The sequence below is a fragment of the Streptomyces asoensis genome (genome assembly GCF_013085465.1).
Taxonomy (GTDB): domain Bacteria; phylum Actinomycetota; class Actinomycetes; order Streptomycetales; family Streptomycetaceae; genus Streptomyces; species Streptomyces cacaoi_A.
In genome coordinates, this window is record NZ_CP049838.1 from 757,311 (window position 1) to 783,744 (window position 26,434).

A 26,434-nucleotide genomic window follows, 5' to 3' on the forward strand; every position below is an offset into this window, starting at 1 on the left:
GGCCTACCCGCACGGAGGTGGAGAGTGCTCTCAAGGATCACGCTCACACTCAGAATCGCCGGAGCCGCCGCTCTCGTCGGCGCGCTGCTCTCCCTCGGCCCCCCGGCCCAGGCGGCCGTCCCCGACACCATCCCGCTGAAGATCACCAACAACTCGGGGCGCGGCGAAGCCCTCTACGTCTACAACCTCGGCACCCAGCTGACGACGGGCCGGCAGGGCTGGGCGGACGCGAACGGCACCTTCCACGCCTGGCCCGCCGGCGGCAACCCGCCCACACCCGCGCCCGACGCCTCGATCGCGGGCCCGGCCGCCGGACAGTCCGCCACCATCCGGATGCCCAAGTTCTCCGGCCGGGTCTACTTCTCGTACGGACAGAAGCTCGACTTCAGACTGACCACCGGCGGACTCGTGCAGCCGGCCGTGCAGAACCCGACCGACCCGAACCGGAACATCCTGTTCAACTGGTCGGAGTACACGCTGAACGACTCCGGGCTGTGGCTGAACAGCACTCAGGTCGACATGTTCTCCGCGCCGTACGCGGTCGGCGTGCAGCGTGCCGACGGGACCACCATCAGCACCGGGCACCTCAAGTCGGGCGGCTACAACGGCTTCTTCAACGCCCTGCGCGGACAGCCCGGCGGCTGGGCGAACCTCATCCAGACCCGGTCCGACGGCACGGTACTGCGGGCTCTCGCCCCGCTGTACGGGGTGGAGACGGGCGCCCTCCCGGCGAACGTCATGGACGACTACGTCAACCGCGTCTGGCAGAAGTACGCGACGAGCACGCTGACCGTCACCCCGTTCGCCGACCAGCCGGGCACCAAGTACTACGGCCGGGTCTCGGGCGGGGTCATGAACTTCACCAACTCCTCCGGCGCGGTCGTGACCAGCTTCCAGAAGCCGGACGCGGCCAGCATCTTCGGCTGTCACGGGCTGCTGGACGCGCCGAACGACGCCGTGCGCGGACCGATCTCCCGCACCCTGTGCGCGGGCTTCAACCGCTCCACACTCCTGGTCAACCCCAACCAGCCGGACACCACGACGGCGAACTTCTACCAGGACACGGTGACCAACCACTACGCCCGCAAGATCCACGCTCAGATGGCAAACGGCAAGGCGTACGCGTTCGCCTTCGACGACGTCGGGCAGCAGGAGTCCCTCGTCCACGACGGCTCGCCGAGCCAGGCGTACCTGACGCTCGACCCGCTGAACTGAAGTGAACTGAGCGCGCACGACGACGTCCCGCACGCGGAGGGAGCCCGCGTGCGGGACGTCGTCGGTCGGAGCGGATCAGCCGGTCGTGATCAGCCGGTCGTGACGGCGGTGTCGTCCACGACGAAGCTGGTCTGGAGCGAGGAGTCCTCGACGCCCGAGAACTTCAGCGCCACGGTGGAGCCCGCGAAGGATCCGAGGCTGAAGGACTTCTGGACGTAGCCGCTGGCGGCATTGAGGTTGGAGTAGGTGGCCAGGGTGGTGGATCCGGCGGTGACCGTCAGCTTGTCGTACTGCGTGCTGGTGGTGGTCTCGGCCGTGTCGACGTGCAGGTAGAAGGTGAACGTGGTGTTGGTGCAGCCGCTCGGGATCGTCACCGACTGCGTCAGCGTGTCGGTGTGGGTCGATCCGTAGCCGTCGAGCCAGGCCTTGTAGGAGCCGGTGCGGGCCGCCTGGCTGCTGGAGTTGGTGATCACACCACTCGTCGCCGTCCAGGTGGTGTTGCCCGACTCGAAGCCCGCGTTGCCCAGCAGCTGCGTGGCGGTGCAGGAGCCGCCGCCACCGGAGGAGCTGACCGTCCAGGTGAAGGCCGCGGTACCGGTCGCGCCGGTGCTGTCGGTCACCGTGACGGTGGTGCTGGAGGAGCCGGCCGTGGTCGGCGTACCGGAGATCAGGCCGGTCGAGCTGCTGATCGACAGACCGGCGGGCAGACCGGTCGCGGCGTACGTCAGCGAGCCGCTGTTGGTGCTGCTGGCGGAGATCTGGAGGCTCACCGCGGTGCCGACCGTGGCGGACTGGCTGCCCGGGTTGGTCACCGAGACGCCCGTCGACGGGACGGTGATGTGGCTGCCGACGTTGATGCCGGCGAAGGCGTTGCCGACCCCGGCGTACTGGGTGGAGCTGGAGCCGTACAGCGCCGTGGCCGCGCTGAGGGCGGCGGTGCGGGCGCCCGCGTAGTTGGTGCTGGACGTCATGTACGTCGTCAGCGCCTTGTACCAGATCTGGAGGGCCGCGGCCCGGCCGATGCCCGCGACGGCGACGCCGTCGGAGGTCGGGCTGTTGTAGGTGACGCCGTTGATGGTCTTGCTGCCGCTGCCCTCGGAGAGCAGGTAGAACATGTGGTTCGCCGGGCCCGAGGAGTAGTGGACGTCGAGGTTGCCGACGCCGGAGTACCAGCTGTCGGCGGAGCCGCCGTCCTTGTCGGGCTCGTCCATGTACCGCAGCGGGGTGCCGTCCCCGTTGATGTCGATCTTCTCGCCGATGAGGTAGTCACCGACGTCGGAGGAGTTGTTCGCGTAGAACTCCACGCCCGTGCCGAAGATGTCGGAGGTCGCCTCGTTCAGACCGCCCGACTCACCCGTGTAGTTGAGGTTCGCGGTGTTGGAGGTGACACCGTGGCTCATCTCGTGGCCGGCGACGTCCAGCGAGGTCAGCGCGTGGGTGCTGCTGGTGCCGTCGCCGTAGGTCATGCAGAAGCAGTCGTCGTCCCAGAAGGCGTTGACGTACGCCGTGCTGTAGTGGACGCGGGAGTAGGCGGCGACGCCGTCGTTCTTGATGCCGCTGCGGCCGAAGGTGTTCTTGTAGAAGTCCCAGGTCGTCTGGGCACCGAAGTGCGCGTCGACGCCGGCGGTCTGCGTGTTGGAGCCGGAGCCGGTGCCCCACGTGTCGTCGGCGTCCGTCATCAGGGTGCCGGTGCCGGACGTGCCGTTGTTGAGGCTGTACGTCTTGTGCGTGCCGCGCGTGGTGTCGTTCAGCTGGTACGTCGAGCCGGACAGCGTGGTGCCGATGGTGACGGTTCCGCTGTACTGGCTGTTGCCGGTGCCGGTCTCGATGCCCTCGAACTGGGAGAGCTTCGCGCCGGTGGCGGCGTCGGTGATGACGTGCAGCTTGCTCGGCGTGCCGTCGTCCTGGAGGCCGCTGACCACGGTCTCCCAGGCGAGCTTGGGCGTGCCTTCGCCGGCCCAGATCACCTTGCGCGCGCTCTGTGCGGCGGGGCTCTCCGCGTCGAGCGCCTTGGCCGCCGTCAGGGCCTTGGTCTCGGCGGCCGCCTTGCTGTACGTGGCGGTCGTGGACTTGACCGAGACGGTGCGGCGGTTGTTGTTGAAGGTCGTGCTCACCGTGCCGGCGGCCAGCGAGGCCGGGGGCGTGTGCACGACGAGGTCGCCGCCGAGGACGGGCAGACCGGCGTAGGTCCGCTCGTAGCGCGTGTGCAGGGTGCCGTCGTTGTCCTTCACGACGTCCTTGACGACCAGCTTCTCCTGGGCGCCGAGGCCGAGGGACTCGGCCGTGTCCGTCGTCTTCGCCTCGGCGCTCCTGATCAGCGTCGTGCGCTGGGCGGGCGTGAGGTCGGCGGGCAGACCACCGGCGCGCACGGGGCTGGGGTGGGGGGCTGCGGGCAGCGCGGTCGCCGGAACCGTCTGGACACCGAGGGCCACGAGTGCGGCGGTGGAGAGCAGGGCCGCTCCGACCGTGGTCCGCTTGCGGGGGTTGGGTCTCACTCGTTCTCCTACTGCGGCGGCCGCGGGGAACGGCCGGTGACAGACCGGGCAGACGGGTGTGCTGTCCGGGACGAGCTGAGTTGTGCGGGACCGTGAGCATGGGAAGACAACTTGCCGCTGGTGCGCGGTAGTTGGGTGGGAGAATGGCAGGCTTGACAGTGGCATGTCAGCCAAAGCCGGACGCTTCGAGGGTTATCCCTCGGTGCCGGGCGGAGACGGAGCCCCCACCCCCCGGCCCCGCTGTGAGAACCCTGTGCGCGGGCTGTCCCGACGGCCGAGGGGCGGGCCGCTCGGGCCGGTGCGCGCCGCCCCGGCCGTGAGATCATCGGCAACCGGAAAAAGGGGATCTGCGCGAGGACGGTGGGCGGCGTGGTGGCCGGGTGGGAGTGGGACGAGACGTTGTTCGCGGGTACCGCCGCGCACTACCGGCGCGGACGGCTCCCCTATGCCCCCGGGCTGGCGGACGCGCTCGCCGAGGCGCTGCGTCTCGACGGACGGGGGCGGCTCCTCGACGTGGGATGCGGACCGGGCATCCTCGCGCTGACTCTGGCCCACCTGTTCGGCGAGGTCGTCGGCGTGGACCCGGACCCGGAGATGATCGCCGAGGCGCGGCGTGAGGCGGCCCGAGGCGGAGTGGCCGGGAAGGCTCGGTGGGTGCGGGCCCGGGCCGAGGAACTGCCCGCGGGTCTGGGCCGGTTCACCCTCGCCACCTTCGGCCAGTCCTTCCACTGGATGGATCGCGAGCTGGTGGCCGCGACCACCAGGGACATGCTCCTGCCCGGCGGGGCGCTGGTGCACATCTCCGACCTGAAGACCGAGACGCTCACCGTCGACGGTCTTCCCCGTCCGGCGGTGCCCGGTGCGGTGATCGAGGAACTGATCAGGCACTACCTCGGGCCGGTCCGCCGGGCCGGCCGGGGCGTGCTGCCGCAGGGCACGCCCGGCGGTGAGGCCGCGGTGCTCACCCGGGCCGGATTCTCCGGCCCGCAGCGCCATGTGGTGCCTGGCGGACAGCCGCTCGAACGGACGGCCGACGACGTCGTGGCGGGGGTGTTCTCGATGTCGTTCTCGGCTCCGCACCTGTTCGGCGCGCGCCGCGACGCGTTCGAGGCGGACCTGCGTCGACTGCTGCGGGAGGCCTCCGCGTCGGGCCGCTTCTCCGAACGCCGGCCGAGCACCGAGGTCTTCGTCTGGGGAAAGAGCGCCTCGCCACGGTGATTGGGCTAGGACCCGGTGGGCACGCCCCTGTCCGCCGTCACCGGCGAGAACAACCCGGCGATGACGGCGGCGGGCTCTCCCGCGCCGGTGTTCACACGGACGTGACCGTCGACTCTCAGGAAACGCTTGCTTTCGCCACTCCCTTACCCGTAGACACGTTCTTCACGAACAGTCGTGACTTCGGGGGGAGTTGATGATGGAAGGCACGATAGACGGATTCCGGTACGGGGTGGTGACCCCCGTGGCGGCTTTTGTGATGGCCTGCATGGGGGGAGCGTTAGGACTGCGCTGCATCGTGCGGACGCTGCTCAACAGCGGCTCGTGGAAGCCTGGTTGGCTGGCGCTGGGGGCCGCGTCGATCGGCTGCGGCATCTGGACGATGCACTTCATCGCCATGATCGGCTTCCAGGTGGAGGAGACCCGGATCGGCTACCACGTCGGTCTGACCGTGCTCAGCCTCGCGGTCGCGATCGTGGTGGTCGGCATCGGTGTGTTCATCGTGGGCTACCGGGGCGCCGGCCGGGCGTCGCTGTCGCTCGCGGGGGTCGTCACGGGCATCGGGGTCGCCGCCATGCACTATCTGGGCATGGCGGCCCTCCAGCTCAACGGCGCCATCGAGTACACGCCGAGCACGGTGGCGCTCTCGGTGCTGATCGCCGTGGTGGCCGCGACCGCCGCCCTGTGGGCGGCCGTCACGATCCGAGGGTTCCTGACGAGCCTGGGCGCCAGCCTGGTGATGGGCGTCGCCGTGTCCGGGATGCACTACACGGCGATGGCCGCGGTCAGCGTCCATGTGCACGGCGCGACCTCGTCGTGGGCCGGCGACAGCCCCACCTCGCTGCTGCTGCCGATGCTGATCGGGCCGGTGATCTTCCTGCTGCTGGCCGGGGTGGTGGTGATGTTCGATCCGCTGCTCGTGCTCGGCGACGGCGAGTGGAACCGGCCCGCCCGGGCGGGGCGGGCCGGTACGGCGGAGGAGGCGGTCAGCCCGCCTGCCGTCCGTCGGTCGTGGAGCGGTGGGTGAGGGGCTCGCGCAGGCCCAGGTGCTCACGGAGCGTGCGGCCCGTGTACTCGGTGGGGTAGACACCGCGTTCCTGGAGTTCCGGGACGAGCAGGTCGACGATGTCGTCGAGGCCGTCCGGGATGAGGTACGGCGTCACGTTGAAGCCGTCGACGGCGCCGTGCCGCACCCAGTGGGCGAACCTGTCGGCGAGTCCGGCGGGGGTGCCGACGTGCCCGCGCTGCGGTCCGAGGGCGATGACGGTCTCGCGCAGCGACCAGCCGTTCGCCTCCGCCTTCTCGCGCCACTCGGCGACCACCACGCGTGGGTCGGCGACGCGCCGGGCGCCGAAGGAGCCGTCGTTCTCGGCGACGACCGGGTCCTCCTTGGGCAGCGGCCCGTCGGCGTCCCGGTCCGAGAGGTCGAGACCCCACAGCAGACCGGCGACACCCAACGCCGTTGCCGGTGTGACCTGTTGGAGGCGGATCCAGCGCTTCTTCTCCAGCGCCTCGGCCTCCGTCGCCCCGATGATGATCTCCGTGCCGGGGAGGATGCGCAGGTCGTCCTCGGGCCGGCCGACGGCGAGCAGCCGCCGTCGGAGGTCCTCGGCGAACGCGAGCGCGTCGTCGAAGTCGTTGCCGTGCGCGGAGAAGACGACGTCGGCGTTGCGGGCCGCGAAATCGCGTCCCTCGCCGGAGTCGCCGGCCTGGAAGATCACCGGATGGCCCTGGCCGCTGCGGGGCAGGGTGGGCGCGAGGTCGACGTCGAACTGCGTTCCCCGGTGCCGGACCCGGTCCACGGCTCCTGGCGCCGCCCAGGCGGGGGCGCCCACGGCGCCGGAGACGGCCCCGTCGGCCCAGCCGTCCCACAGGGCGCGGGCCACGGTGAGGAACTCCTCGGCGCGCCGGTAGCGGTCGGCGTGGTCCAGGTAGCCGCCGCGCCGGAAGTTGGCGCCGGTCCAGGCGTTGTCGGTGGTCACCACGTTCCAGCCGGCGCGGCCCTCGGAGAGCAGGTCGAGGCCGGAGAGCCGGCGGGCCAGGTCGGCGGGTTCGTTGAAGGTGGTGTTGGAGGTGCTGACCAGGCCGATCCGGTCGGTGACCGCGGCCAGCGCGGCGAGCTGGGTGATGGCGTCGGGCCGTCCGGCGACGTCGAGTTCGTGGATCAGTCCGTCGACCTCGCGCAGTCGCAGCCCCTCCCCCAGGAAGAACGCGTCGAACAGGCCCCGTTCGGCGGTCTGCGCGACCCGCCGGAAGTTCGCGGGGGCGATCTGGGAGCCGCTGGCCGGGTCGGACCAGATGGTCCAGTGGTTGACGCCCTGGAAGAAGACACCGAAGTGCAGCTGGGCGTCCGGCCGGGGGACGTCGAGGGGGTCGGTGCGGGTCATCGGGTCTCCTGGAGGGCCTCGATGTCCGGGCCGGCGGCGTAGCGGTTGGCGGGGCGCTCCAGCCCCAGGTGGGTGCGCAGGGACGCGCCGGGCAGCGGGCGCACGGCGAGGCGCCGTTCGAAGAGGTGGGGCAGGACGAGCCGGGACAGCTCCGGCAGATCCTCGTCGAGCACGAGCGGATGCAGGCGTACGCCGTCCACGACGCCCCGCAACCGCCCGAGCAGGACGGCGAGTCCGGAGGCGGAGCCGATGTGGCGCAGCCGTCCGCGGTCGGTCCAGGGCGCGTGCTGTTCGAGGTCGGCGACGCGCTCCTCGGCGGTGGCGTGGGCCGTGTCGAGGGCGACCTCGATCTCGGCGAAGGTGCGGGGCGTTCCGGCGCCGGCTGCGGCCTCGGCGACCGCGGCGAGGTCGCGGCCCTCGACGAGGGCGACATCGAGCTGCCCGGCGGGGACGCGGTCGGGCCGGCCGAGGACGACGAGCTGTCCCTGGGGCGGCCGCGGCACGATGGCCGGGCCCTTCACCGCATAGGCGTCGCCGGTGAAGTCGACGTAGTGCAGCCGGTCGCGGTCGAGGTATCTGCTGGTGGCGACGGAGCGGATGACCGCGTCGTCCTCCCAGGAGTCCCACAGGGCGCGGACGACCTCGACTCCGTCGCGGGACTCCCGGGCACGGGCGGCCTCGCCGTCGACGTGCGGACGGCCCCAGACCCGGGCCGCCTCGGGACGTTCCTCCTCGCCCACCACCCAGCCGCCGCGCCCGACCGAGATGTGGTCGAGGGACGCCAACTGGCTGGAGACGTGGAAGGGTTCGGCGTACGTGACCGGCACGACGGGCGCGATCCCGACGACGCTGGTCGACGCGGCGAGGAACGCGGCCCGCTCGACCGCGCCGATGCGGCCGACGACGTCGGGGGTGCCACCGGGCGGCAGCGCGCCGTCCTCCAGGGTGATCAGAGTGAACCCGGAGTTCTCCGCGGCGGCGGCGACGCGGGCCACCCGGCGTGGGGTGAGCAGATGGTCGGGCGAGTGGGCGGCGCGGCGCCAGGCCGCGGGGTGGGCGCCGTCACCGTCGAGTTCGACGGCGAGCCGCAGGGCGGGACCGGACAACGGGAGTTCCTTCCGGAGGCACGACGAGTCGACCGGCCCGACGGGCCGGCGGGGGTCAGCGGCGTGCGGAAGGACAGACGGCGGAGGCGGTACGGCAGTAGTCGACATGCCGTCGGGTGATCAGCCGCGTGCCCGTGCCGACACCGTGCGGTGTCGTGCCAGGTGCGCGCATCGGGGGCCTCCACCCTTCGTGACAGATCGCTTCAACCTACGTGGTCGGCCCCGGAAAGTGTCAAGGGCATTAGATGCCGGTGCATGAACTCGGCCGGGTGGGCTGCTGCCGCGTTGTGGATCATTGCTACGGTGCACCGGTGTCTGACTCCTCACGCGATACCGCCGAAGGCGCCGGCTGGGTCGGCGCCGACCGGGGCGCGTACCAGCAACTCATGCCGGACAGGACCGAGAAGATCTCGTGGCTCGATCCCAGGATGCTGTGGGCCGCCCGCAACGGCGTGCTGGCGTCGTGGTTCGGGGACCCGACGGGCCGAACCCGCAGCCGCCTGGTGGCGCAGCGGGCGGCGGCCGGCGCACCCGAGGACAAGGTGATCCGACGCACGGACCCGGACAGCTTCTCCTTCATGGTCATCGGCGACACGGGTGAGGGCGACGATCCCCAGTACGCCGTCGTACCCGGCTTTCTGAGGGCCAGTCAGGGCACGTCCTTCGCCGTGCTCGCCAGTGATGTCATCTATCCGGTCGGCAGCGCCGACGACTACGGCACCAAGTTCTTCCGCCCCTACCGGGACTACCCGGCGCCGATATACGCGATACCGGGCAACCACGACTGGTACGAGGACCTGGGCGCGTTCATGCGGGTCTTCTGCGGCGACGCCCCGCCGCCGCCCGCCGAGCCCGCACCGCGCCTGCTCAGCCGCGCGCGGCTGCGTGCCCTGCTGTGGCACCGGCCGCGTGCGCACGACGGTCAACGCCTCGCGGAGGCCCGCGCGTTGAGGTCCGCGACCGGCCAGCAGGCGGTGCAGCCCGGGCCGTACTGGGCGATCGACGCCGGCCCGGTGCGGATCATCGGCATCGACACCGGACTGCTGGGCACGCTCGACGCCGAACAGGGCGCATGGCTGCGTGAGGTGTCCCGGGGCCCACGGCCGAAGATACTCATCACCGGCTCCCCCCTCTACGTCGACGGCGAGCACCACCCGTGCCCCGTCGAAGGCGGCGGCACCGTCGACGACATCGTCAGCGCGCCCGAGCACCACTACGTGGCGGCGATTGGCGGCGACATCCACAACTACCAGCGCTACCCGGTGCGTCTGGCGGACGGGCGGACGCTCCAGTACGTGGTCTCGGGCGGTGGGGGCGCCTTCATGCACGCCACGCACACCATCCCCCGGGTGTCCGTGGCCGGCGTCACCGAGCGGGACTTCCGCTGCTATCCGCTGCGCGGCGACTCCCTCGCCTTCTACAGCCGGCTCTACGGGCGCCGGCTGCGGCTGCGTCGCTTCTTCGCCCTCACCGAGACCGAGGCCCAGGCGGTGGTCGCCGAACGGCTGGGCATCCCGCCGACCCGCACACCGGGCCCGGAGGTCAGGGTGACGCGGCGGATCCGCCTGCTGGCCGGTCTGCTGGGCACCGGGAGCCGTCCGGAGCGCCGCAAGCGGTTCCGGCTTCCGGTGCGCAAGATCTACACCCAGCTCTTCTCGCCGAGCTCGGTGACGTACAGCCCGCCGTTCTTCAAGTGCTTCCTACGGCTGGACGTCACACCGGAGTCGGTCCGGCTGCGCTGCTTCGCGGCCACCGGGAACCGCGCCCAGGAACTGAACCCGCCGGTCGAGGACGAGGTCACGATCCCGCTGGTCTGAGGCCGCCTGCGACAATCGGCGAAGAACACCTGTACGGCCGTACACGCCGTCGAACGATGGAGGAGCCCCGTGTCGTCGACCTCACGCCCCCTGCGCAGGCTGGGCTTCCTCACCATCGGGCTGTTCGACGCGGACGATCCGGGCCGGGGGCACGAGACCACGCTGGAGGTCATCGAGCTGGGTGAGCGGCTCGGCTTCGACAGCGCCTGGGTGCGCCACCGGCATCTCCAGTACGGCATCTCGTCCCCCGTCGCCGTCCTGGCGGCCGCCTCGCAGCGCACCCGGCGCATCGAGCTCGGCACCGCGGTCATCCCGTTGGGCTGGGAGAACCCGCTGCGCCTCGCGGAGGACCTGGCCACCGTCGACATCCTGTCCGGGGGCCGGCTCAACCCGGGGGTGAGCGTCGGCCCGCCGATGCACTACGAGCAGGTCAAGGAGGCCCTCTATCCGGACACCTCCGACGCGGAGGACTTCGGATACGAGCGGGTGCGGCGGCTGCTCGACCTGGTGCGCGGCAGGTCCGCCACCGACTTCAGCGGGGTCGAGGGCTTCGAGGTGTTCTCGGACCGGGTGCAGCCGCACTCCCCCGGTCTCGGCCGCCGCCTGTGGTACGGCGGGGGCAGCCTGGGTTCGGCGCGCTGGGCCGGGGAACACGGCATGAACTTCCTCACCAGCAGTGTCGTCAAGGCCGAAGGCCCGGACGACACCAGGGACTTCGCCGAGATCCAGCTCTCCCACGTCCGCGCCTTCCGCGCCGCCCACCCCGACGGCGAGGCGGCCCGTGTCTCGCAGGGTCTCGTGGTCATCCCTACCGACTCCGCCTCACCCGAACAGCGCGCGAAGTACGAGGAGTTCGCGGCGAAGCGGCTCCCCCGGACGACCTCGCCGCAGGGCCCGGCCCGGCTGCTGTTCGCCCCGGACCTGGTCGGCACCTCGGACGAGATCGCCGAACGCCTGCACGCCCACGCCGCGTTCCGCGAGATCGACGAGGTCGCCTTCGCTCTGCCGTTCACCTTCGGGCACGAGGACTACGTACAGATCCTGACCGACATGGCGACGAAGCTGGGTCCGGCGCTGGGATGGCGGCCCGGCTCCGGAGCGTGAGGACCCTCACCAGCGGCCCGGCTCGGTTCCCGTCAGCGGCTCGGACGGCCTGCCGTCCACGCCGACGGGGACCTCGCCGGTGAGCATCACCCGGTGCATCGTGCGGGGGAAGCGCAGATGCGCGTTGTCGCTCGGCGCGAGGTGGATGGTGGCGCGGTTGTCCCAGAACGCGACGCTGCCCGGTTCCCAGCGGAAGCGGACCGTGTACTCGGGGCGGGTCGCCTCCTCCAGCAGCATGTCCAGGATCGCCCGGCTCTCCGCGCGGGAGAGGTCGGTGATCTGCTCGACGTAGTAGCCGTTGACGTACAGCACGCGCTCCCCCGTCTCGGGGTGGACGCGTACCAGGGGGTGTACCGAGGCGACCTGGTGATCGAGGAGGTGGCGGACGTACGCGTCGTCACCGGGGCGGGGCTGGTAGCCCACGCCGAGCCGGTGCTCGGCGCGCAGCCCGGCCAGGAACTCCCGCAGGGGCGCGGAGAGTCCGGCGTGGGCGGCCGCCAGGTTGGACCAGGTCGTGTCACCGCCGTAGGGCGGTACGGTCTCGGCGCGCAGGATCGTCGCGGCCGGCGGGTCGACACGGGCGCCGTGGTCGCAGTGCCAGCCGCGCAGCAGGGTGTGCCGGCGGCGCCGGAGCCACTCCTCGTGCTCCATGCCGAACTTCCCGCCCAGCTCGAGGCGGTCGGCGGTCGTCTCGATCTCCGGGAAGTCCGCCGGCGACGCGCTGCCGCGCCTGCGCAGGACGACGGGTTCGCCGAACCGTCGCGCGAACGCCACATGTCCCGCGTGGTCGAGGCGCTGCCCGCGGAAGAACACCACCTTCCAGCGCAGTACCGCCGCCCTGACCACGGCGACCTGGGCGTCGTCGAGTCCCGCGGCCAGGTCGACGCCCTCGATCTCGGCGCCGATGTGTCCGGCGACCGGCTTCACCTCCACCCCGGCCGCCCGCGCGGCCTCCTCGGCCGTCGGGTCGTCGAAGGGGGTGGCCCGGCTGTCCGTCGTCATGCGTGCTCCGCTCGTCTTCACTCGTCGTCCGTCACGGCTCCGGGAAGATCGTGACAGCGAAACGACGGCCTGGCGACAGGGCCTCGGACACCCGCGCCGGAGACGGACGCCCCGCCCGTCGGCCTCCGGTTGATCGATCCCCGTCTCATCGGTGAGGCTGGTGGGACGGCACGGACGACACAGTCGAGGAAAGGTCCCCTGGTGAGCAACATCCCGGAGTACACGCTCAACGACGGTACGAAGCTCCCGGCCCTGGGTCTGGGCACCTGGCCGATGGACGACGCGGAGGCGGAGCGGTCGGTGGCCGAAGCGCTCGGCCTGGGCTACCGGCTCGTCGACACGGCGACGAACTATCGCAACGAGACCGGGGTCGGGCGGGGCGTGGCCCGGGGCGGGGTGCCGCGCGAGGAGATCCTGGTGGCCACGAAACTGCCCGGCCGCCACCACGGCTACGAGGAGACCCTCGCCTCCTTCGAGGAGTCCCGGCAGCGGCTCGGCCTCGAGTACGTCGACCTGTACCTGATCCACTGGCCGCTTCCCCGGGTCGACAGGTTCGTCGACTCCTGGCGGGCCATGATCAAGCTCCGCGAGGACGGCCTGGTCCGGTCCATCGGTGTCTCCAACTTCACCGCCGGGCACATCGAGCGGCTGGAGAAGGAGACCGGCGTGCTGCCGTCCGTCAACCAGATCGAGCTGCACCCGCTCTTCCCGCAGGACGAGCTGCGCGCCTTCCACGAGGCCAAGGGCGTCCGCACGGAGAGCTGGAGCCCGCTGGGCCGCGGTTCGGCGCTCCTGGAGGACCCGGCCGTCGTCTCCGTCGCCGAGTCGCTGGGCGTGACACCCGGCCAGGTCGTCCTGCGCTGGCACGTCCAGCTCGGCGCGGTCCCCATCCCGAAGTCGTCCAGCCCCGAGCGGCAGCGCGCCAACCTCGACGTCTTCGGCTTCGAACTCGGGCCGGCCCAGCTGGCGGCGATCGCGGAGCGCCCGCACCGGCGCCTGGGCGGCGACCCCGAGGTGCACGAGGAGTTCTGAGCGGTGCCGGCAGGATCCCGCTCCGTCGGTGCCGCTCCCCGGGGCGGCACCGTCCAGGAGTGATCACTCGGGCTCCAGCGACTGCTCCGCCCAGATCGTCTTGCCCCGGTCCGTCTGCCGGCTGCCCCAGCGCTGGGTGAGCTGTGCGACGAGCAGCAGACCGCGCCCGCCCTCGTCGAAGGCGTGGGCGCGGCGCAGGTGGGGGGAGGTGGAACTGCCGTCGGACACCTCGCAGATGAGGCTGCGGTCGCGGATCAGGCGGAGCCGGATGGGGGGTGCGCCGTAGCGGATGGCGTTGGTGACGAGTTCGCTGACGACGAGTTCGGTGACGAAGGCGGCCTCTTCCAGGCCCCACGCGGTCAGTTGCTCGGTCGCCGCCTGGCGGGTGGCGGCGACCCGGGCGGGGTCCGGCTCGACGTCCCAGGTGGCGACCTGGTCCGCGCCGAGCGCCCGGGTGCGGGCGAGCAGCAGGGCGACGTCGTCGCTGGGCTCTTCCGGCAGGACCGCCTTGAGCACGGTGTCGCAGAGGGCGTCGAGCGTGGCGGCGGGCGCGGTCAGGGCGCTGCACAGCTCACCGGTGGCGCGGTCGACGTCGCGGTCGCGGTCCTCGATCAGGCCGTCGGTGTAGAGGGCGACGACCGCGCCCTCAGGCAGTTCCAGTTCGACCGCCTCGAAGGGCAGCCCGCCGACCCCCAGCGGGGGCCCGGGGGTCATCCGGACCAGTTGTGCGGTGCCGTCGGGCAGGACGAGGGCGGGGGCCGGGTGCCCGGCGGCGGCGAGGGTGAGGCGGCGGCTGACCGGGTCGTAGACGGCGTAGAGGCAGGTGGCGCCGAGCTCCGCGACGTCCTCACCGGCGTCGTCGTAGGCCGCGAGGTGGGTGACGAGGTCGTCGAGGTGGGTGAGGAGTTCGTCGGGCGGCAGATCCACGTCGGCGAGCGTGCGCACGGCCATGCAGAGCCGGCCCATGGTCGCCGTCGACGGGATGCCGTGTCCGACGACGTCGCCGACGACGAGGGCGACCCTGCTGCCGGAGAGCGGGATGACGTCGAACCAGTCGCCGCCGATGCCGGCCGTGGAGCCGCTGGGCAGATAGCGGTGGGCGACCTCGACGGCCGCCTGTCCGGGCAGGCCCCGGGGCAGCAGGCTGTGCTGGAGGGCGAGAGCGGTGATGCGTTCACGGGCGAAACGGCGGGCGTTGTCGATGCAGACGGCGGCCCGGCTGGCGAGTTCCTCGGCGAAGACGGCGTCGTCGGCCTCGTAGTCGTCGGGATGGGCGATACGGACACCGACCAGGACGCCCAGGGTGGTGCCCCGGGCCCGCAGGGGCACCGCGATCACCGAGTGGACCCCGCTGCGGAAGCGGCGGCCCTCGGGAGCGCGCGCGTTGCGTTCGGCGAGCCAGCTCATGAAATCGGGCTCGCCCGCCTGGATACGGACGGCACGCCCCTCCCGCAGGGCGCGCGCGGGCGGACTGAAGGGCGGATGGACGTCGGTCCCGCCGAGGCGGACCGCCGCCTCAGGGGTGCCCTCGTGGGCGGAGCCGTGGGCGACTCGGCGCAGCACGACCTCGCCGTCCGGGACAGGCGGCGGCTCGTCGGCGCCGAGGACCCAGTCCAGCAGGTCGACGCTGACGAAGTCGGCGAAACGGGGAACCAGGAGATCGACCACCTCCTCGGTGGTGCGCACGATGTCGAGGGTCGTACCGATCGAGGCCGCGGCCTCGTTCAGCAGGGCCAGCCGCTGGCGGGCCAAGTACTGCTCGGTGCTGTCGAAGGCGGCCAGGGCGACACCGACGACCTCGCCCGACGGCTCCCGCACGGGCCACATCTCGGTGGTCCACGCGTGCTCCCGGTTGAGGGAGGGGGCGCCGGTCCAGCTCTCGTAGCGGATCGGACGGCCGGTCTCGGCGACATGGCGGAGGTGCCAGTTGAAGCCGCGGCTGTGCTCGGCCTCCTGGACGGTGTCCGGGAAGTGGCGGCCGAGCAGGACGTCCTCGGAGACGCCCATCACCTTGCAGGCGACCTCGTTCAGCCGCAGATAGCGCTGGTGCGGGTCGAAGACGGACATGGACATGGACGCCTGCTGGAAGGCCCGCCCCGCGAGGGTCGGTTCCGGGCCCGAGGACCGTTCGGCGGTGAGGGCCCAGCCGGCGTGCTCCCCCTCGGGGCCGAGCACCGGGCAGGCGGTGACGGTCAGGGTGACGGGCCGGCCGTCGCGGTGGCGTACGAGAGTGGGCCGGGTCCACGCCCGCGCCCGCGCCGGAAGCGGCGGGAGCTCCTCGGCGAGCAGGTCGGCCGCGGCCCGGCCCACGACCTCCTCAGCCGCGTGGCCCGTCAGCAGACGGGCACCCTCGCTCCAGCCCGTCACGATGCCGTGAGCATCGATGACCGCCGCAGCGACGACATGCTCCATATCGTCCAGAATGGTCCCTTTGTCCCGGCGCATCAACCGCGACGGGCCGACCGGGGCGCACGGCGCTCCCCGGCTGCCCGGACCTCGGGGCCTACCGCCCTCGTCGCTCGGGCGCCCTCGTCACTCAGGCGCGGTGGGCGCGCAGTGCGTCGAGGGCGCGGTCGGCGTGGGTGTTCATCCGCAGCTCGCTGCGGACGACCTCCAGGACGGTGCGGTCCTTCGCTATGACGAAGGTGACCCGCTTGGTGGGGGCGAGGGAGAAGCCGCGCTTCACGCCGAACCGTTCCCGCACCGCCCCGTCGGCGTCGGACAGCAGCGGCATGCCGAGCGAGTGCCGGCCGGCGAACTCCTGCTGGCGGTCGACGGAGTCCCCGCTGATCCCGACGGGCCGGGCGCCCACGGCGGCGAACTCGGCCGCCAGGTCACGGAAGTGGCAGGCCTCGGCGGTGCAGCCCGCGGTGAGGGCGGCGGGGTAGAAGAAGAGGACCACCGGTCCGTCGGCGAGCAGATCGGTCAGGCTGCGCACCGTTCCGGTCTCGTCCGGCAGCGCGAAGTCCTCGACGAGGTCGCCGGTCTCCAGGGCCTTGGTCATGACCGTCCCTCCGTGATCTTCGCGGTGCCGGCGCCGTCGGCGACGCTGCGGGCCCACAATACGAGGGGCACCTGGAAGGGAAGCCGGGCCACGGCGGCGGCCTTGAGCGGGGTGGGGCGGTGCCGCCAGTCCCACGCCATCTTGACGTTGGCGGGGAAGACGCCGACGAAGAGCCCGGCCGCGGCCAGCGCGGCCGTCCTGCGGGTCCGGGGCAGGGCCACTCCCGCCGCCAGCGCCAGCTCGGCCACACCGCTGGCGTGCGTCCAGGCCCTGGGCGAGCCCGGGAGGCTGCGCGGGATGATCGCGTCGAACGGGCGCGGGACGGCGAAGTGGGCTACGCCCATGCCGGCCAGCAGGCCCGCCAGGAGCAGGGGTGAGCGTTCGGACCGGGACACGGTTCCTCCTCTGAATGACCTGGCGCCCGACATTACTGGAGGGTAGGCGGGGGTCCGGAGGCAGGGTCGCGGGGCGGGACCCGGGGGCGGGCCTCCCGCCAACTCGGCCGGGGCGCAGCGAGGTTGCCGACGGCGAGGGATAGCCTGCCGGGATGACCGTCTATCTGCTGTGGCACATCGGGCACCGGAACGAAGCCGGTGAAGGCGGTGCGACCCTGCACCTCGACGGGGAGACGGTGCACATCGACGAGGAGGAGGGCGACGACGCCAAGCTGCTCGGCGTGTACTCCACAGCCGAGAAGGCGGCGGAGCGCAGGCGCCGGGCCCGGCTGCTGCCGGGCTTCGCCGACGAGCCGGACTGTTTCGTCATCGACGAGCACACCCTCGACGAGGACGAGTGGACCGGCGGTTTCGTGCGCGTCCAGGACAGTTCCAGGACGCGTCCCGGGCCCGCCCGTGGTGCCGGCCGGGGTGTATCCGTACGCCCTGCGGAACACGTCGACGAAGGCGCCGGCGGAGGACCCGCCGCAGCGGTGGGCGACCGTCGTGACGGGCGTGCCGTCGGCCGGCAGGCGCAGGGCGCGGTAGAGCCGGGGCTGGGCGCGCTCGCGGACTCCACGTCCCTGCGGACAGTCCGCTCCCCCTGCTGATACCGCCGGTGGTGGCCTGGTTCCTGCTGCGCTGGTTGCGCGAGCCGGTCCCCGCCACCGCTCCGTCGGCCGTGACCGGCTCGCGCGTCCGAGGGTCAGGCACGTCCCGAGGGTCAGGCGCGTGGGACCGCGGCCGGCTGCTCGGTCTCCTCCTCGATGGAGTGAGAGAGGAAGTCGTCGACCATGCGGTGGAAGAGGGTGGCGAGCTGCCCCAGCTCCTCCGGGGACCAGTCGGCCAGCGCCAGCTGCATCCCCCGGGCGCCCGCGTCCCGGACCCGGCCGACGGCCGCGCGGCCGGCCTCGGTGAGCTGGATCCGCTGGGCCCGGCCGTCGTCGGGGTCGGGGACCCGGGTGACGTATCCGGACTTCTGGAGCTGCTGCACCGTGCGGGTCACATGGGAGGCCTCCACGCCCAGCCGCTGCGCCAGCTCCCCCGGCCGCAGCGGCTCCGAGTCGGCGACCTGCCGCAGCAGCGCCACGGCGGCGCGGTCCAGGGGGACGCCGGCCAGTGTCATCAGCCGGTCGTGCTGGCGGGCGCGGGTGCTCAGGTAGGTGATGCGAGTGAGCGCGCGCTCGATCTCGATCACCTCCGGAGTCGCGACGGAGGGCAACGGGAACGGTTCGGTGGACATGCGACCCACTTTACCATCTTGTTGCGTAACTCAAGTAAGTTACTGCGTACGTGTACCGCGCCTACTGCGGAGGGACGACCCGCGTACGCCACCCCTGCCGTATCCGGATGGTACGCGGTCGCCCATACCCGGCGGTATGCCCCGGCTCATATCCGGCCCGCGCCACGCTCCCCCCTGAGCAGCCACGCCAGGTACGCGCCGCCCGCCACGCCCGTGACCACGCCGACCGGCAGCAGCGCCGAGCCGGTGAGGCGCTGGGTGGCCAGGTCGGCGGCGGAGACCAGCAGGGCGCCGGTCCACGCGGCGGGCAGGAGGTTGGGCCCCGCGGCGCGCGTGACCCGGCGGGCGAGCTGCGGTGCGGCCATCGCCACGAACGGGATCGGTCCGGCCGCGGCGACCGCCATCGCGGTGAGTCCCGTACCGGCGCACAGCAGGACGAGCCGGCTGCGTTCCGGGGGCACGCCGAGCGCGGCCGCGGTGTCGTCGCCCATCTCCAGGAGGGTCAGCCGCCGGGCGTACACCAGGACGAGCGGGACGAGCGGGACCAGGCCGAGGGCGGCGATACGGACGTCGGTCCAGTCACGGGCGTTGAGCGAGCCGATCATCCAACTCGCCGCCTGCGCGGCCCTGCCGATGTCGGCGCGCACGTACAGGAAGCTGGTCGCCGAGCCGAGCACGGCGGAGGCGCCGATGCCGACGAGGACGAGCCGGTAGCCGTGCACACCTCGCCGCCAGGCGAGGAGATAGACGGCCGCGGCGGTGGCGAGGCCGCCGCACACGGCACCGAGCGCCGTCTGCGGTCCGCCCGCGTCGAAGAGGATGATCGCGACGAGCGCGCCGGCCGAGGCGCCGTTCCCGAAGCCGATGACGTCCGGGCTGCCGAGCGGGTTACGGGTGAGCGACTGGAACACCGCTCCCGCCAGGCCCATCCCGAAGCCGACCAGCAGGGCCACCAGGGCCCGGGGCAGCCGCAGGTCCGTCACGATGAACCCGGCGCCGGGCGGGCCGCCGCCCGCGAGGGTGTCGAGCACCTCCGCGGGGGTGAGCCCGTAGCTGCCCGTACCGAGCGCGAGCACCAGCGTGCACGCGGCGAGGAGGGCGAGCACGGCGCAGGTCAGCAGCGTGCGGCGGGCGTAGCGCAGGGACCAGCGACCGGTGCGCACCACGCCCGCGGTGCCACGGTCTTCGAGCAGGCTCACAGCCGGGTCGCCTTCCGCCGCCGGACCAGGTGGATGAAGAGCAGGCCGCCGAGGAACGCGGTGACCGTGCCGACCTCGATCTCCGAGGGCGCCGCGACGATCCGGCCGAGCACGTCGGAGCCCAGGAGCAGGACGGGCGCGTAGAGCGCGCAGTACGGCAGGAGCCACCGCGGGTCGGGGCCGCAGAAGGCCCGGGCCGCGTGCGGGATCATCAGCCCGACGAAGCCGATCGGGCCACAGAGGGCGGTCGCGCCGCCGCACAGCAGCGTGATGGCGACGACGGACAGCACGCGGGTGCGGCGCACCCGGGTGCCGAGGGCGCGGGCGTGGTCGTCGCCCAGGGCGAGGGCGCCCAGCGGGCGGGCCAGGGCGAGCGCGAGGGTGGCTCCGGCGACGAGCAGCGGCAGCACGGTGAGCAGCAGGTCTGCGTCGCGTTTGGCGAGGGTGCCGACGGCCCAGTACCGCATCTCGTCCAGGGTGCCCAGGTCCCACTGCTGGAGTCCGTTGACGTAGCCGAACAGGGCCGCGTTGACGGCGGTTCCGGCGAGGGCGAGGCGGACCGGGGTCGCGTACCGGCCGCCGCCGAGGGCCTGGACGGCGGTGGCGGCGAGGGCGGCACCGGCGAGCGCGAACCACAGGTAGCCGGTGAACGAGGTGATGCCGAGCACGCTGATCGCGGTGACCACGGCGGCCGCGGCACCCGCGTTGACGCCGAGAAGGCCGGGGTCGGCCAGGGGGTTGCGGGTCAGGGTCTGCATGAGACCGCCGCCGAGACCCAGCGCTGCCCCGACGGCCACGCCGGTCAGCGTGCGCGGCAGCCGCAGGTCCCGCACGATCGCGTCGTTCTCGGTGCCGGTGGGCGCGAACAGGCCGGACCAGACCTGGTGGAGCGGTATCTGCTGGGTGCCCACGGCCAGCGAGAGGGCGGTCGCCGCGAGCAGCAGCACCAGGCCCAGCAGCAGTCCCGCGGTGCGGACGGGTGGCCGTTTTCTTCCGGCGCGGGGGTGCGATCCAACGAACATGTGCTTAGCTTAGGCTAACCTAACCAAGGTTGTTGACGATTTTGTCGACCGAGTGCTGTCGTATGCCCAACTGCCCCTGGAAGCAAGCCTGTCGGCCTGATCCGGGGCGAGAAACGAGGGGGAGAGATGTCCGGAGGACCCAGATGATCGCGGGCCCACCACCAGCCCTGCACCCCGCCGCCGCACCGGTGTGCACCCACGACTCGGTACGGCCTGCGCGTGTCACCGGCCCGCGGGTCGCGCGGCTCCTGGAGGACCTCGAGGGCCTGGAACCCGCCGACGCCGTACGGCGGACCGCGCTGACGGCCGCCTTCTGGAGCGAGGCCGAACGGCTCGGCACCCCGCTCGTCGAGGAGCTCGACGGGTGGCCCGCACACCGGGCGGTGACGTTTCTGTGGCGCGGGCACCGGACCACCCGTCAGGTGCTGCTGCACGCCAACCGCATCGTCGACCGCGACCGGCTCGCCGACTCGCTGCTGGAGCACGTGCCCGGCACCGACGTCTGGCACCTCGGGCTGCGGCTGCGGGCCGACCACCGGGGCTCCTACCGGATGGCGGCCGACGTCTCGGCCAAGGAACCGCCCACGGATCCGGGCCTGTTGCAGCAGCGGCTGCGGTCGCTGTCCGTGCACGCGGCCGCTGACCCGCTCAACCGACGGCGGGTGCCGACCCGTTGGAACGGGGCGGACGGCTCGGTCTTCGCCCTGCCCGACGCACCGCCCCGGCCCTGGGCCGAACGGCCGGGCGGTGGGCCGAAGGGACGGGTGGAACGGCACCGGGTGAGCGCCCCGGCGCTCGGCGGCGACCGCGACACCTGGGTGTACCTGCCGCCGGGACACGACGGCGGGGACCGGCCTCCGCTGCCCGTCCTGGTGCTGTGCGACGGCGACATGTGGTTCGGCCGGCTCGGCCTCGGCCACACCCTGGACGCGCTCGTCGCCGACGGAACGCTGCCCCCGCTCGCCGTGCTCGCCCCGGACGCGGTGGACCGGGACACCCGCCGGCGCGAACTGGGGGCGCGCGAACCGTTCGTGACCTTCCTCGCGGACGAACTGCTGCCCTGGGCGGCGGGTCGCTGGCCGCTCACCACGGACCCGACACGGACCGTCGTCGCGGGCCAGAGCCTGGGCGCGGTCACGGCGCTGCACGCCGCGTACCGGCGGCCGGAGCGCTTCGGCAACGTCCTCGCCCAGTCCACCTCCCTGTGGTGGCGGCCCGGTCTGCCGCCGCCCCGGGGCCCCAAACCCCGGGTGTTCGGGGTGCCCTGGCTGGTCTCGCGGTACGCCGCCTCGGGTCCGCGGTCGGTCGCCGTCCACCTGGACGTCGGCCTGCACGAGGGCCCGATGGTCGACCACAGCCGCGCCCTGTACCGGGCGCTGCGCCGGGCAGGCCACCGGGTCTCCTACGCCGAGTACAACGGCGGCCACGACTACGCCTGTTGGCACGGCGCGCTGGCCGACGGCCTGGCGCGACTGCTCGGCGCCTGACTCCCTTCCCGCTCCCCTCCCTTCCCGCTTCCCTCCGTCTTCAAGGAGCTCATCCGATGTCCTCTGCACGTACCTCCCGCCGGGCGGTCCTGACGTCCGCCGCCGCCGTCGCGACGGGAGCCCTCCTCCTGTCCGGCTGCGGTGACGACGGGAAGGACGCAGGCACCGGCGACGCGGCGGCGGGCACCCGTGCGATCACCGACGCGACCGGCCGCAAGGTCGAGGTGCCGGTCGCGCCGACGAAGGTCGTCGCCCTCAGCGAGCCCACCCTCGACGCGGCGCTCGCCCTGGGCATCACGCCCGTCGGCGCCACCGCCGGACGCGGACAGCAGGGCGTCTCCACCTACCTCGCCGGCAAGGCGGCCCAGGCGCAGGTGGTCGCCACCGTCGCCGAGGCCGACATGGAGAAGGTGGCCGCGCTGCGGCCCGACCTGATCCTCCTCGACGAGACGACGGCCGTGAAGAGCGAGGTCTCCAAGCTCCAGGCCATCGCCCCGACCGTGGTCACCGCCGAACTGAACGAGGACTGGAAGAAGGCGTTCACCGCGACCGCCGACGCCCTGAACAAGAAGGCCGACGCCGAGCGGATCCTCACCGGCTTCGACGCCGACGTGGCCGCCGCCAAGGCGAAACTCGGCACGAACGCGGGCGCCGTCGTCAGCGTGGTGCGCTGGCAGAACGGGGCACCCTCCGTGGTGGGCAAAGGCGTCGGCCACGTGGGGTCCACGCTGACCTCCCTGGGGCTGACGCGCCCGGCGGACCAGCAGGGCGCGAGCGCGGGGCACAGCGAGCCGGTCAGCCTGGAGAAACTGTCCACCGTCGACGGGGACTGGCTGTTCTTCGGCACCCTCGGGGACCGGGCGGACGGCGAGAAGGCGTACGCCGAGGCGGAGAAGGTGCCCAACTTCGGCCGGCTCAAGGCCGAGCAGGCCGGCCAGGTCGTGGTCGTCCAGGGCTCCGCGTGGAACAGCGCGGGCGGCCCGCTGGCGGCCGGGATCGTCCTGGCCGATCTCACCAAGGCGCTGGCCTCGTGAGCGCCGGGCTGGACGGCCGGTTCGCCCTGGTGACGGGCGCCGGCCGGGGCATCGGGGCCGCCGTGGCCGCCGCCCTCGTCGAGGAGGGCGCCCGGGTCCTGGCCACCGACCTGGACCCGGCCGGGGTGCGCTCGCTCGCCGCGAGGTACCCGGGCCGGGTGACCGCCCGCGCGCTGGACGTCACCGACGCGGCGGCGGTGGACACCCTGGTCGACGCGGCGGAGCAGGAGTCCGGTCCGCTGGACATCGTCGTCAACGTGGCCGGGATCCTGCGGAGTTCGGAGGTCGTGGACCTGACCGAGGAGGACTGGGCGGCCACCTTCGCGGTCAACACGAACGGTGTCTTCCACGTCTCGCGCGCGGCCGCCCGCCGGATGACCGAACGCGGCGCGGGCAGCATCGTCACCGTCGCCTCCAACGCGGCCGGTGTCCCCCGCGCGGGTATGGCCGCCTACGCCGCCTCGAAGGCCGCCGCCGTCATGTTCACCAGATGCCTGGGCCTGGAGGTGGCCGCGCGGGGCGTGCGCTGCAACACGGTCTCCCCCGGCTCGACCCTCACCGACATGCAGCGCGCCCTGTGGAACGGCGACGCCGAGGCCGCGGCCCGGCGCGTCGTCGAGGGCGACCTCGCCACCCACCGCACCGGCATCCCGCTGGGCCGCATCGCCGAACCGGCCGACGTCGCCGACGCCGTCGTGTTCCTGGTCTCCGACCGCGCCCGGCACATCACCATGCACGACCTGTACGTGGACGGCGGCGCCACCCTCCGGGCCTGATCCCGCCCGCACGTCCCCCCACTGGAGACACACCATGTCTGCCTCACTGCGTGACCATCCCGCTCCCGCTCTCCTGTCCCCCGGCGCGGCCACGGCCCTCCTGGAGGCCTACCGACCCGCCACGGACCGTTTCCTCGCCTCGCCCCGGCACACCCTGCTGGGCCGCGGCAGCGCCGCCGGGATACCCCACGGCACGAGCCCGCTCGCGCATCGCGTCCGGGACGTCCTCGACGCGCTGCGCCGGCCGGACGCCCCGCCGCCCGTCGTCATGGGTTCGCTGCCCTTCGCCCCCGACGCCCCGCCCGCGCTCGCGGTGCCCGACATGGTGCACTGGGCGCCGCCACTGCGCGAGGACCCGCTGATCGCACTGCCCGTGCCCCGCGACGAGCACCGGCCGGACTGGCGGGTGCGGGAGGTGCCCTCGCCCGAGCGGTACGGCGAGGCGGTCGCCACCGCCGTGGCGCGGATGCGGGCCGGGGAGTTCGACAAGGTCGTCCTCGCCCGCACCCTGGAACTGGCCTCCTCGCGCGAGCCGGACCTGCCGGCCATGCTGCGCTGGCTCGCCCGACGCGACCCGGACGGCTACTCCTTCGCCGTACCGAGCGGCCCCGGCCGCACCCTGATCGGCGCCAGCCCCGAACTCCTCGTCTCCCGCCGCGGCAACCTGCTGACCGCCAACCCCCTCGCGGGGAGCACGCCCCGCAGCACCGACCTCGCCGAGGACGTACGCCGGGCGGCGGCGCTCCTGGAGTCACCGAAGGACCTGCACGAGCACGCCGTCGTGGTGACCGCCGTACAGGAGGCGCTCGCGCCGTTCTGCACCCGTCTGAAGGTGCCGACGCGGCCCACACTGGTGCGCACGGCCGCGCTGTGGCACCTGTCGACGACGGTCACCGGGGAGCTCCGCGACCCGGACGTGACCGCGCTGGACCTGGCGTCGGCGCTGCACCCCACGCCCGCCGTGTGCGGTACGCCCACGGACGTCGCCCGTGCGGTGATCGCCGCGTCCGAGCCGTTCGACCGGGGCCCGTACACGGGCATGGTGGGGTGGCAGGACGCGGACGGCGACGGCGAGTGGGTCGTGACGATCCGCTGTGCCGAGGCCGAGGGCCGCACGCTGCGGCTGTTCGCGGGCGCCGGCATCGTCGCCGAGTCGACACCGGAGGCCGAGACGGCGGAGACCGCCGCCAAGTTCCGCACGTTCCTGCACGCCGTGGGGGCCGGGCTGTGACGCTCACCCCGGGCGTGGACGCCCCCACCTGGCCCGACGGGTTCGCGGCACGCTACCGGGCCGCGGGCCACTGGCGAGGCGAGACCTTCGGCGGCGTGCTGCGCGCCCGGGCCGCCGCGCACCCCGACCGCGTCGCCCTCGTCGACCCCGCCCCGTGGCGCCGTACCTGGACGTACCGGGAGCTCGACGAGCGCGCCGACCGGCTGGCCGCCGGGTTCGCGGCGCGCGGGATCGGCCGCGGCGACCGGGTCGTCGTCCAGCTGCCGAACGTCGGCGAGTTCGTCGAGGTGGTGTTCGCGCTGTTCCGGATCGGCGCGCTGCCGGTCTACGCGCTGCCCGCGCACCGGTACGCGGAGGTCTCCTGGTTCTGCTCCTTCACCGAGGCCGTGGCGTACGTCGTCCCCGACACCCACGCCGGCTTCGACCACCGGGAGCTCGCCTCCCGGGTACGGAAGGCAGCCCCGGGACTGCGGCACGTGTTCGTGGCCGGGGAGCCGGGTGAGCACACCCCGCTGTCCGAGGTGCCGTGCGCGCCGGACGGGCGACCGGTCGGACCCCGGCCGCACGAGCTGGCGTTCCTTCAGCTCTCCGGCGGTACGACGGGCGTGCCGAAGCTCATCCCCCGCACCCATGACGACTACCTGTACTCGCTCCGGGGGTCGAACGAGATCTGCGGCGTGGACGCGGACACCCGCTTCCTCGTCGTCCTTCCGGCGGCGCACAACTTCCCGATGAGCTCGCCCGGTTGGCTGGGCGTGCTGTACGCCGGGGGTACGACGGTGCTGTGCCCGAAGCCCGATCCGGCGACCGCGTTCCCGCTGGTCGAACGGGAGCGGATCACCATGACGGGGCTGGTGCCACCGCTGGCGCTGGTGTGGACGGAGGCCGCCGCCGCGGGCCGGCACGACCTCTCCAGCCTGGAGCTGGCGCTGGTGGGCGGCGCGAAGTACAGCGCCGAGGCGGCCCGTCGCCTCGAACCCGCCCTGGGGTGCCGGCTGATGCAGGTCTTCGGGATGGCCGAGGGGCTCGTCAACTACACACGGCTGGACGACGATCCGGAGACCGTCGTCACCACACAGGGGCGGCCGATCTCTCCGGACGACGAGGTCCGGATCGTCGACGACGCCGGACACGACGTCCCCGAGGGCGAGTTCGGACAGCTGCTGACCCGGGGCCCGTACACGATCCGCGGCTACTGGAAGGCGCCCGAGCACAACGCGAAGGCGTTCACCGAGGACGGGTTCTACCGCACGGGAGACATCGTGCGGCGCACGCCGAGCGGTCATCTCCTCGTGGAGGGACGGGCGAAGGACCAGATCAACCGGGGCGGCGAGAAGATCGCGCCGGAGGAGATCGAGAACATCGTGCTCGCCCATCCGTCGGTGCACGACGTGTCGGTGGTCTCCGTCCCCGACCCGTACCTGGGTGAGCGTTCCCTCGCCTACGTGATCCTGCGCTCGGGCGCCGAACCGCTGAAACCGGCCGCCGTGAAGCGGTTCGTGCGTGAGCGCGGTGTCGCCGCCTACAAGGTCCCCGATCTCGTCGAGTTCGTCGACGCCTTCCCCCACACGGGCGTCGGCAAGGTCAACAAGAAGCAGCTGCGTTCGTCCGCCGAGCAGCACTGAAAGGCC

General features: G+C 72.8%; 22 protein-coding genes. 12 read left to right on the top strand and 10 right to left on the bottom strand.

All coding sequences use genetic code 11. The annotated features are described in order from the left end of the window. Positions 1-24: 24 nt before the first annotated feature. On the top strand, positions 25-1,215 hold the full coding sequence (locus G9272_RS03475) for a glycoside hydrolase family 64 protein (protein ID WP_171395138.1): 1,191 nt from the start codon (positions 25-27) through the stop codon (positions 1,213-1,215). 89 nt (positions 1,216-1,304) lie between these two features. Here G9272_RS03475 and G9272_RS03480 read toward each other — a convergent pair whose 3' ends face one another. Next, the gene (locus tag G9272_RS03480) at positions 1,305-3,710 is read right to left on the bottom strand and encodes a M4 family metallopeptidase (RefSeq protein ID WP_171395139.1); all 2,406 of its coding nucleotides are present in this window, start codon (positions 3,708-3,710) and stop codon (positions 1,305-1,307) included. A 369-nt stretch (positions 3,711-4,079) separates the two neighbouring features. Here G9272_RS03480 and G9272_RS03485 point away from each other — a divergent pair, with 369 nt between their 5' ends. Together G9272_RS03485 and G9272_RS03490 are read left to right on the top strand one after the other, a co-directional pair. Continuing rightward, on the top strand, positions 4,080-4,928 hold the full coding sequence (locus G9272_RS03485) for a class I SAM-dependent methyltransferase (RefSeq protein WP_171395140.1): 849 nt from the start codon (positions 4,080-4,082) through the stop codon (positions 4,926-4,928). A 196-nt stretch (positions 4,929-5,124) separates the two neighbouring features. After that, complete coding sequence (locus G9272_RS03490; RefSeq protein ID WP_171395141.1) at positions 5,125-5,952, top strand: MHYT domain-containing protein; 828 nt, start codon at positions 5,125-5,127, stop codon at positions 5,950-5,952. Here the strand turns inward: G9272_RS03490 and G9272_RS03495 are convergent. Then, entirely contained in the window at positions 5,912-7,312 is a 1,401-nt protein-coding gene (locus G9272_RS03495) for an NtaA/DmoA family FMN-dependent monooxygenase (protein ID WP_171395142.1), read from the bottom strand. The genes G9272_RS03490 and G9272_RS03495 overlap by 41 nt on opposite strands. Continuing rightward, entirely contained in the window at positions 7,309-8,418 is a 1,110-nt protein-coding gene (locus G9272_RS03500) for an LLM class flavin-dependent oxidoreductase (protein ID WP_171395143.1), read from the bottom strand. Before G9272_RS03500 ends, G9272_RS03495 begins: the two co-directional genes overlap by 4 nt. Positions 8,419-8,729: 311 nt before the next feature. On the opposite strand from G9272_RS03500, the gene G9272_RS03505 reads away from it, so the two are divergent. Together G9272_RS03505 and G9272_RS03510 are read left to right on the top strand one after the other, a co-directional pair. Further along, positions 8,730-10,235, top strand: a complete 1,506-nt coding sequence (locus G9272_RS03505) for a metallophosphoesterase family protein (RefSeq protein WP_171395144.1) — start codon at positions 8,730-8,732, stop codon at positions 10,233-10,235. A gap of 69 nt (positions 10,236-10,304) precedes the next feature. After that, positions 10,305-11,339: an LLM class flavin-dependent oxidoreductase gene (locus G9272_RS03510; protein WP_171395145.1), complete on the top strand. Its 1,035-nt coding sequence runs from the start codon at positions 10,305-10,307 to the stop codon at positions 11,337-11,339. Positions 11,340-11,345: 6 nt separating this feature from the next. Here G9272_RS03510 and G9272_RS03515 read toward each other — a convergent pair whose 3' ends face one another. Beyond that, the gene (locus tag G9272_RS03515) at positions 11,346-12,341 is read right to left on the bottom strand and encodes a TauD/TfdA dioxygenase family protein (protein WP_171395146.1); all 996 of its coding nucleotides are present in this window, start codon (positions 12,339-12,341) and stop codon (positions 11,346-11,348) included. A gap of 201 nt (positions 12,342-12,542) precedes the next feature. On the opposite strand from G9272_RS03515, the gene G9272_RS03520 reads away from it, so the two are divergent. Further along, on the top strand, positions 12,543-13,373 hold the full coding sequence (locus G9272_RS03520) for an aldo/keto reductase (protein WP_171395147.1): 831 nt from the start codon (positions 12,543-12,545) through the stop codon (positions 13,371-13,373). 63 nt (positions 13,374-13,436) lie between these two features. Here G9272_RS03520 and G9272_RS03525 read toward each other — a convergent pair whose 3' ends face one another. The 3 genes from G9272_RS03525 to G9272_RS03535 form a co-directional block, all read right to left on the bottom strand. Beyond that, complete coding sequence (locus tag G9272_RS03525; RefSeq protein WP_171395148.1) at positions 13,437-15,785, bottom strand: SpoIIE family protein phosphatase; 2,349 nt, start codon at positions 15,783-15,785, stop codon at positions 13,437-13,439. A 124-nt stretch (positions 15,786-15,909) separates the two neighbouring features. Further along, positions 15,910-16,377 carry a peroxiredoxin gene (locus tag G9272_RS03530; protein ID WP_301272116.1) on the bottom strand — a complete coding sequence of 156 codons (468 nt, stop codon included), beginning with the start codon at positions 16,375-16,377 and terminating at the stop codon, positions 15,910-15,912. Continuing rightward, positions 16,374-16,772, bottom strand: coding sequence for a DoxX family protein (locus G9272_RS03535; protein WP_171395149.1), 399 nt, complete (start codon positions 16,770-16,772; stop codon positions 16,374-16,376). The genes G9272_RS03530 and G9272_RS03535 overlap by 4 nt, the downstream gene beginning before the upstream one ends. A gap of 152 nt (positions 16,773-16,924) precedes the next feature. Between G9272_RS03535 and G9272_RS46355 the strand changes: the two genes are divergently transcribed. Then, positions 16,925-17,422 carry a DUF7336 domain-containing protein gene (locus G9272_RS46355; protein WP_437184249.1) on the top strand — a complete coding sequence of 166 codons (498 nt, stop codon included), beginning with the start codon at positions 16,925-16,927 and terminating at the stop codon, positions 17,420-17,422. Between the two features lie 113 nt (positions 17,423-17,535). Here the strand turns inward: G9272_RS46355 and G9272_RS03545 are convergent, their stop codons facing one another. The 3 genes from G9272_RS03545 to G9272_RS03555 form a co-directional block, all read right to left on the bottom strand. Beyond that, complete coding sequence (locus G9272_RS03545; RefSeq protein ID WP_171395150.1) at positions 17,536-18,054, bottom strand: MarR family winged helix-turn-helix transcriptional regulator; 519 nt, start codon at positions 18,052-18,054, stop codon at positions 17,536-17,538. A 146-nt stretch (positions 18,055-18,200) separates the two neighbouring features. Next, positions 18,201-19,253 carry a FecCD family ABC transporter permease gene (locus G9272_RS03550; RefSeq protein ID WP_171395151.1) on the bottom strand — a complete coding sequence of 351 codons (1,053 nt, stop codon included), beginning with the start codon at positions 19,251-19,253 and terminating at the stop codon, positions 18,201-18,203. Then, a complete protein-coding gene (locus tag G9272_RS03555) occupies positions 19,250-20,275 on the bottom strand; it encodes a FecCD family ABC transporter permease (RefSeq protein WP_171395152.1) in 1,026 nt (341 codons plus the stop codon). The genes G9272_RS03550 and G9272_RS03555 overlap by 4 nt, the downstream gene beginning before the upstream one ends. 143 nt (positions 20,276-20,418) lie before the next feature. Here G9272_RS03555 and fes point away from each other — a divergent pair, with 143 nt between their 5' ends. Genes fes through G9272_RS03580 form a run of 5 tightly spaced genes read left to right on the top strand, consistent with a single transcriptional unit; the run spans position 20,419 to position 26,428 of the window. After that, on the top strand, positions 20,419-21,762 hold the full coding sequence (fes, locus tag G9272_RS03560; protein WP_171395153.1) for an enterochelin esterase: 1,344 nt from the start codon (positions 20,419-20,421) through the stop codon (positions 21,760-21,762). Positions 21,763-21,818: 56 nt separating this feature from the next. Next, entirely contained in the window at positions 21,819-22,796 is a 978-nt protein-coding gene (locus G9272_RS03565) for an ABC transporter substrate-binding protein (RefSeq protein WP_171395154.1), read from the top strand. Then, positions 22,793-23,572: a 2,3-dihydro-2,3-dihydroxybenzoate dehydrogenase gene (locus G9272_RS03570; protein WP_171395155.1), complete on the top strand. Its 780-nt coding sequence runs from the start codon at positions 22,793-22,795 to the stop codon at positions 23,570-23,572. The genes G9272_RS03565 and G9272_RS03570 overlap by 4 nt, the downstream gene beginning before the upstream one ends. Before the next feature lie 34 nt (positions 23,573-23,606). Continuing rightward, positions 23,607-24,803, top strand: coding sequence for an isochorismate synthase (locus tag G9272_RS03575; protein WP_171395156.1), 1,197 nt, complete (start codon positions 23,607-23,609; stop codon positions 24,801-24,803). Further along, positions 24,800-26,428: a (2,3-dihydroxybenzoyl)adenylate synthase gene (locus tag G9272_RS03580; RefSeq protein ID WP_171395157.1), complete on the top strand. Its 1,629-nt coding sequence runs from the start codon at positions 24,800-24,802 to the stop codon at positions 26,426-26,428. Before G9272_RS03575 ends, G9272_RS03580 begins: the two co-directional genes overlap by 4 nt. The last annotated feature ends 6 nt before the right edge of the window (positions 26,429-26,434 follow it).

Bases quoted from the DNA above. Each gene is read 5' to 3' on its own strand.
- G9272_RS03490 (WP_171395141.1), top strand. From the start codon at position 5,125: ATGGAAGGCACGATAGACGGATTCCGGTACGGGGTGGTGACCCCCGTG.
- G9272_RS03495 (WP_171395142.1), bottom strand. From the start codon at position 7,312: ATGACCCGCACCGACCCCCTCGACGTCCCCCGGCCGGACGCCCAGCTG.
- G9272_RS03515 (WP_171395146.1), bottom strand. From the start codon at position 12,341: ATGACGACGGACAGCCGGGCCACCCCCTTCGACGACCCGACGGCCGAG.
- G9272_RS03525 (WP_171395148.1), bottom strand. From the start codon at position 15,785: ATGGAGCATGTCGTCGCTGCGGCGGTCATCGATGCTCACGGCATCGTG.
- G9272_RS03530 (WP_301272116.1), bottom strand. From the start codon at position 16,377: ATGACCAAGGCCCTGGAGACCGGCGACCTCGTCGAGGACTTCGCGCTG.
- G9272_RS46355 (WP_437184249.1), top strand. From the start codon at position 16,925: ATGACCGTCTATCTGCTGTGGCACATCGGGCACCGGAACGAAGCCGGT.
- G9272_RS03545 (WP_171395150.1), bottom strand. From the start codon at position 18,054: ATGTCCACCGAACCGTTCCCGTTGCCCTCCGTCGCGACTCCGGAGGTG.
- G9272_RS03555 (WP_171395152.1), bottom strand. From the start codon at position 20,275: ATGTTCGTTGGATCGCACCCCCGCGCCGGAAGAAAACGGCCACCCGTC.
- fes (WP_171395153.1), top strand. From the start codon at position 20,419: ATGATCGCGGGCCCACCACCAGCCCTGCACCCCGCCGCCGCACCGGTG.
- G9272_RS03565 (WP_171395154.1), top strand. From the start codon at position 21,819: ATGTCCTCTGCACGTACCTCCCGCCGGGCGGTCCTGACGTCCGCCGCC.
- G9272_RS03575 (WP_171395156.1), top strand. From the start codon at position 23,607: ATGTCTGCCTCACTGCGTGACCATCCCGCTCCCGCTCTCCTGTCCCCC.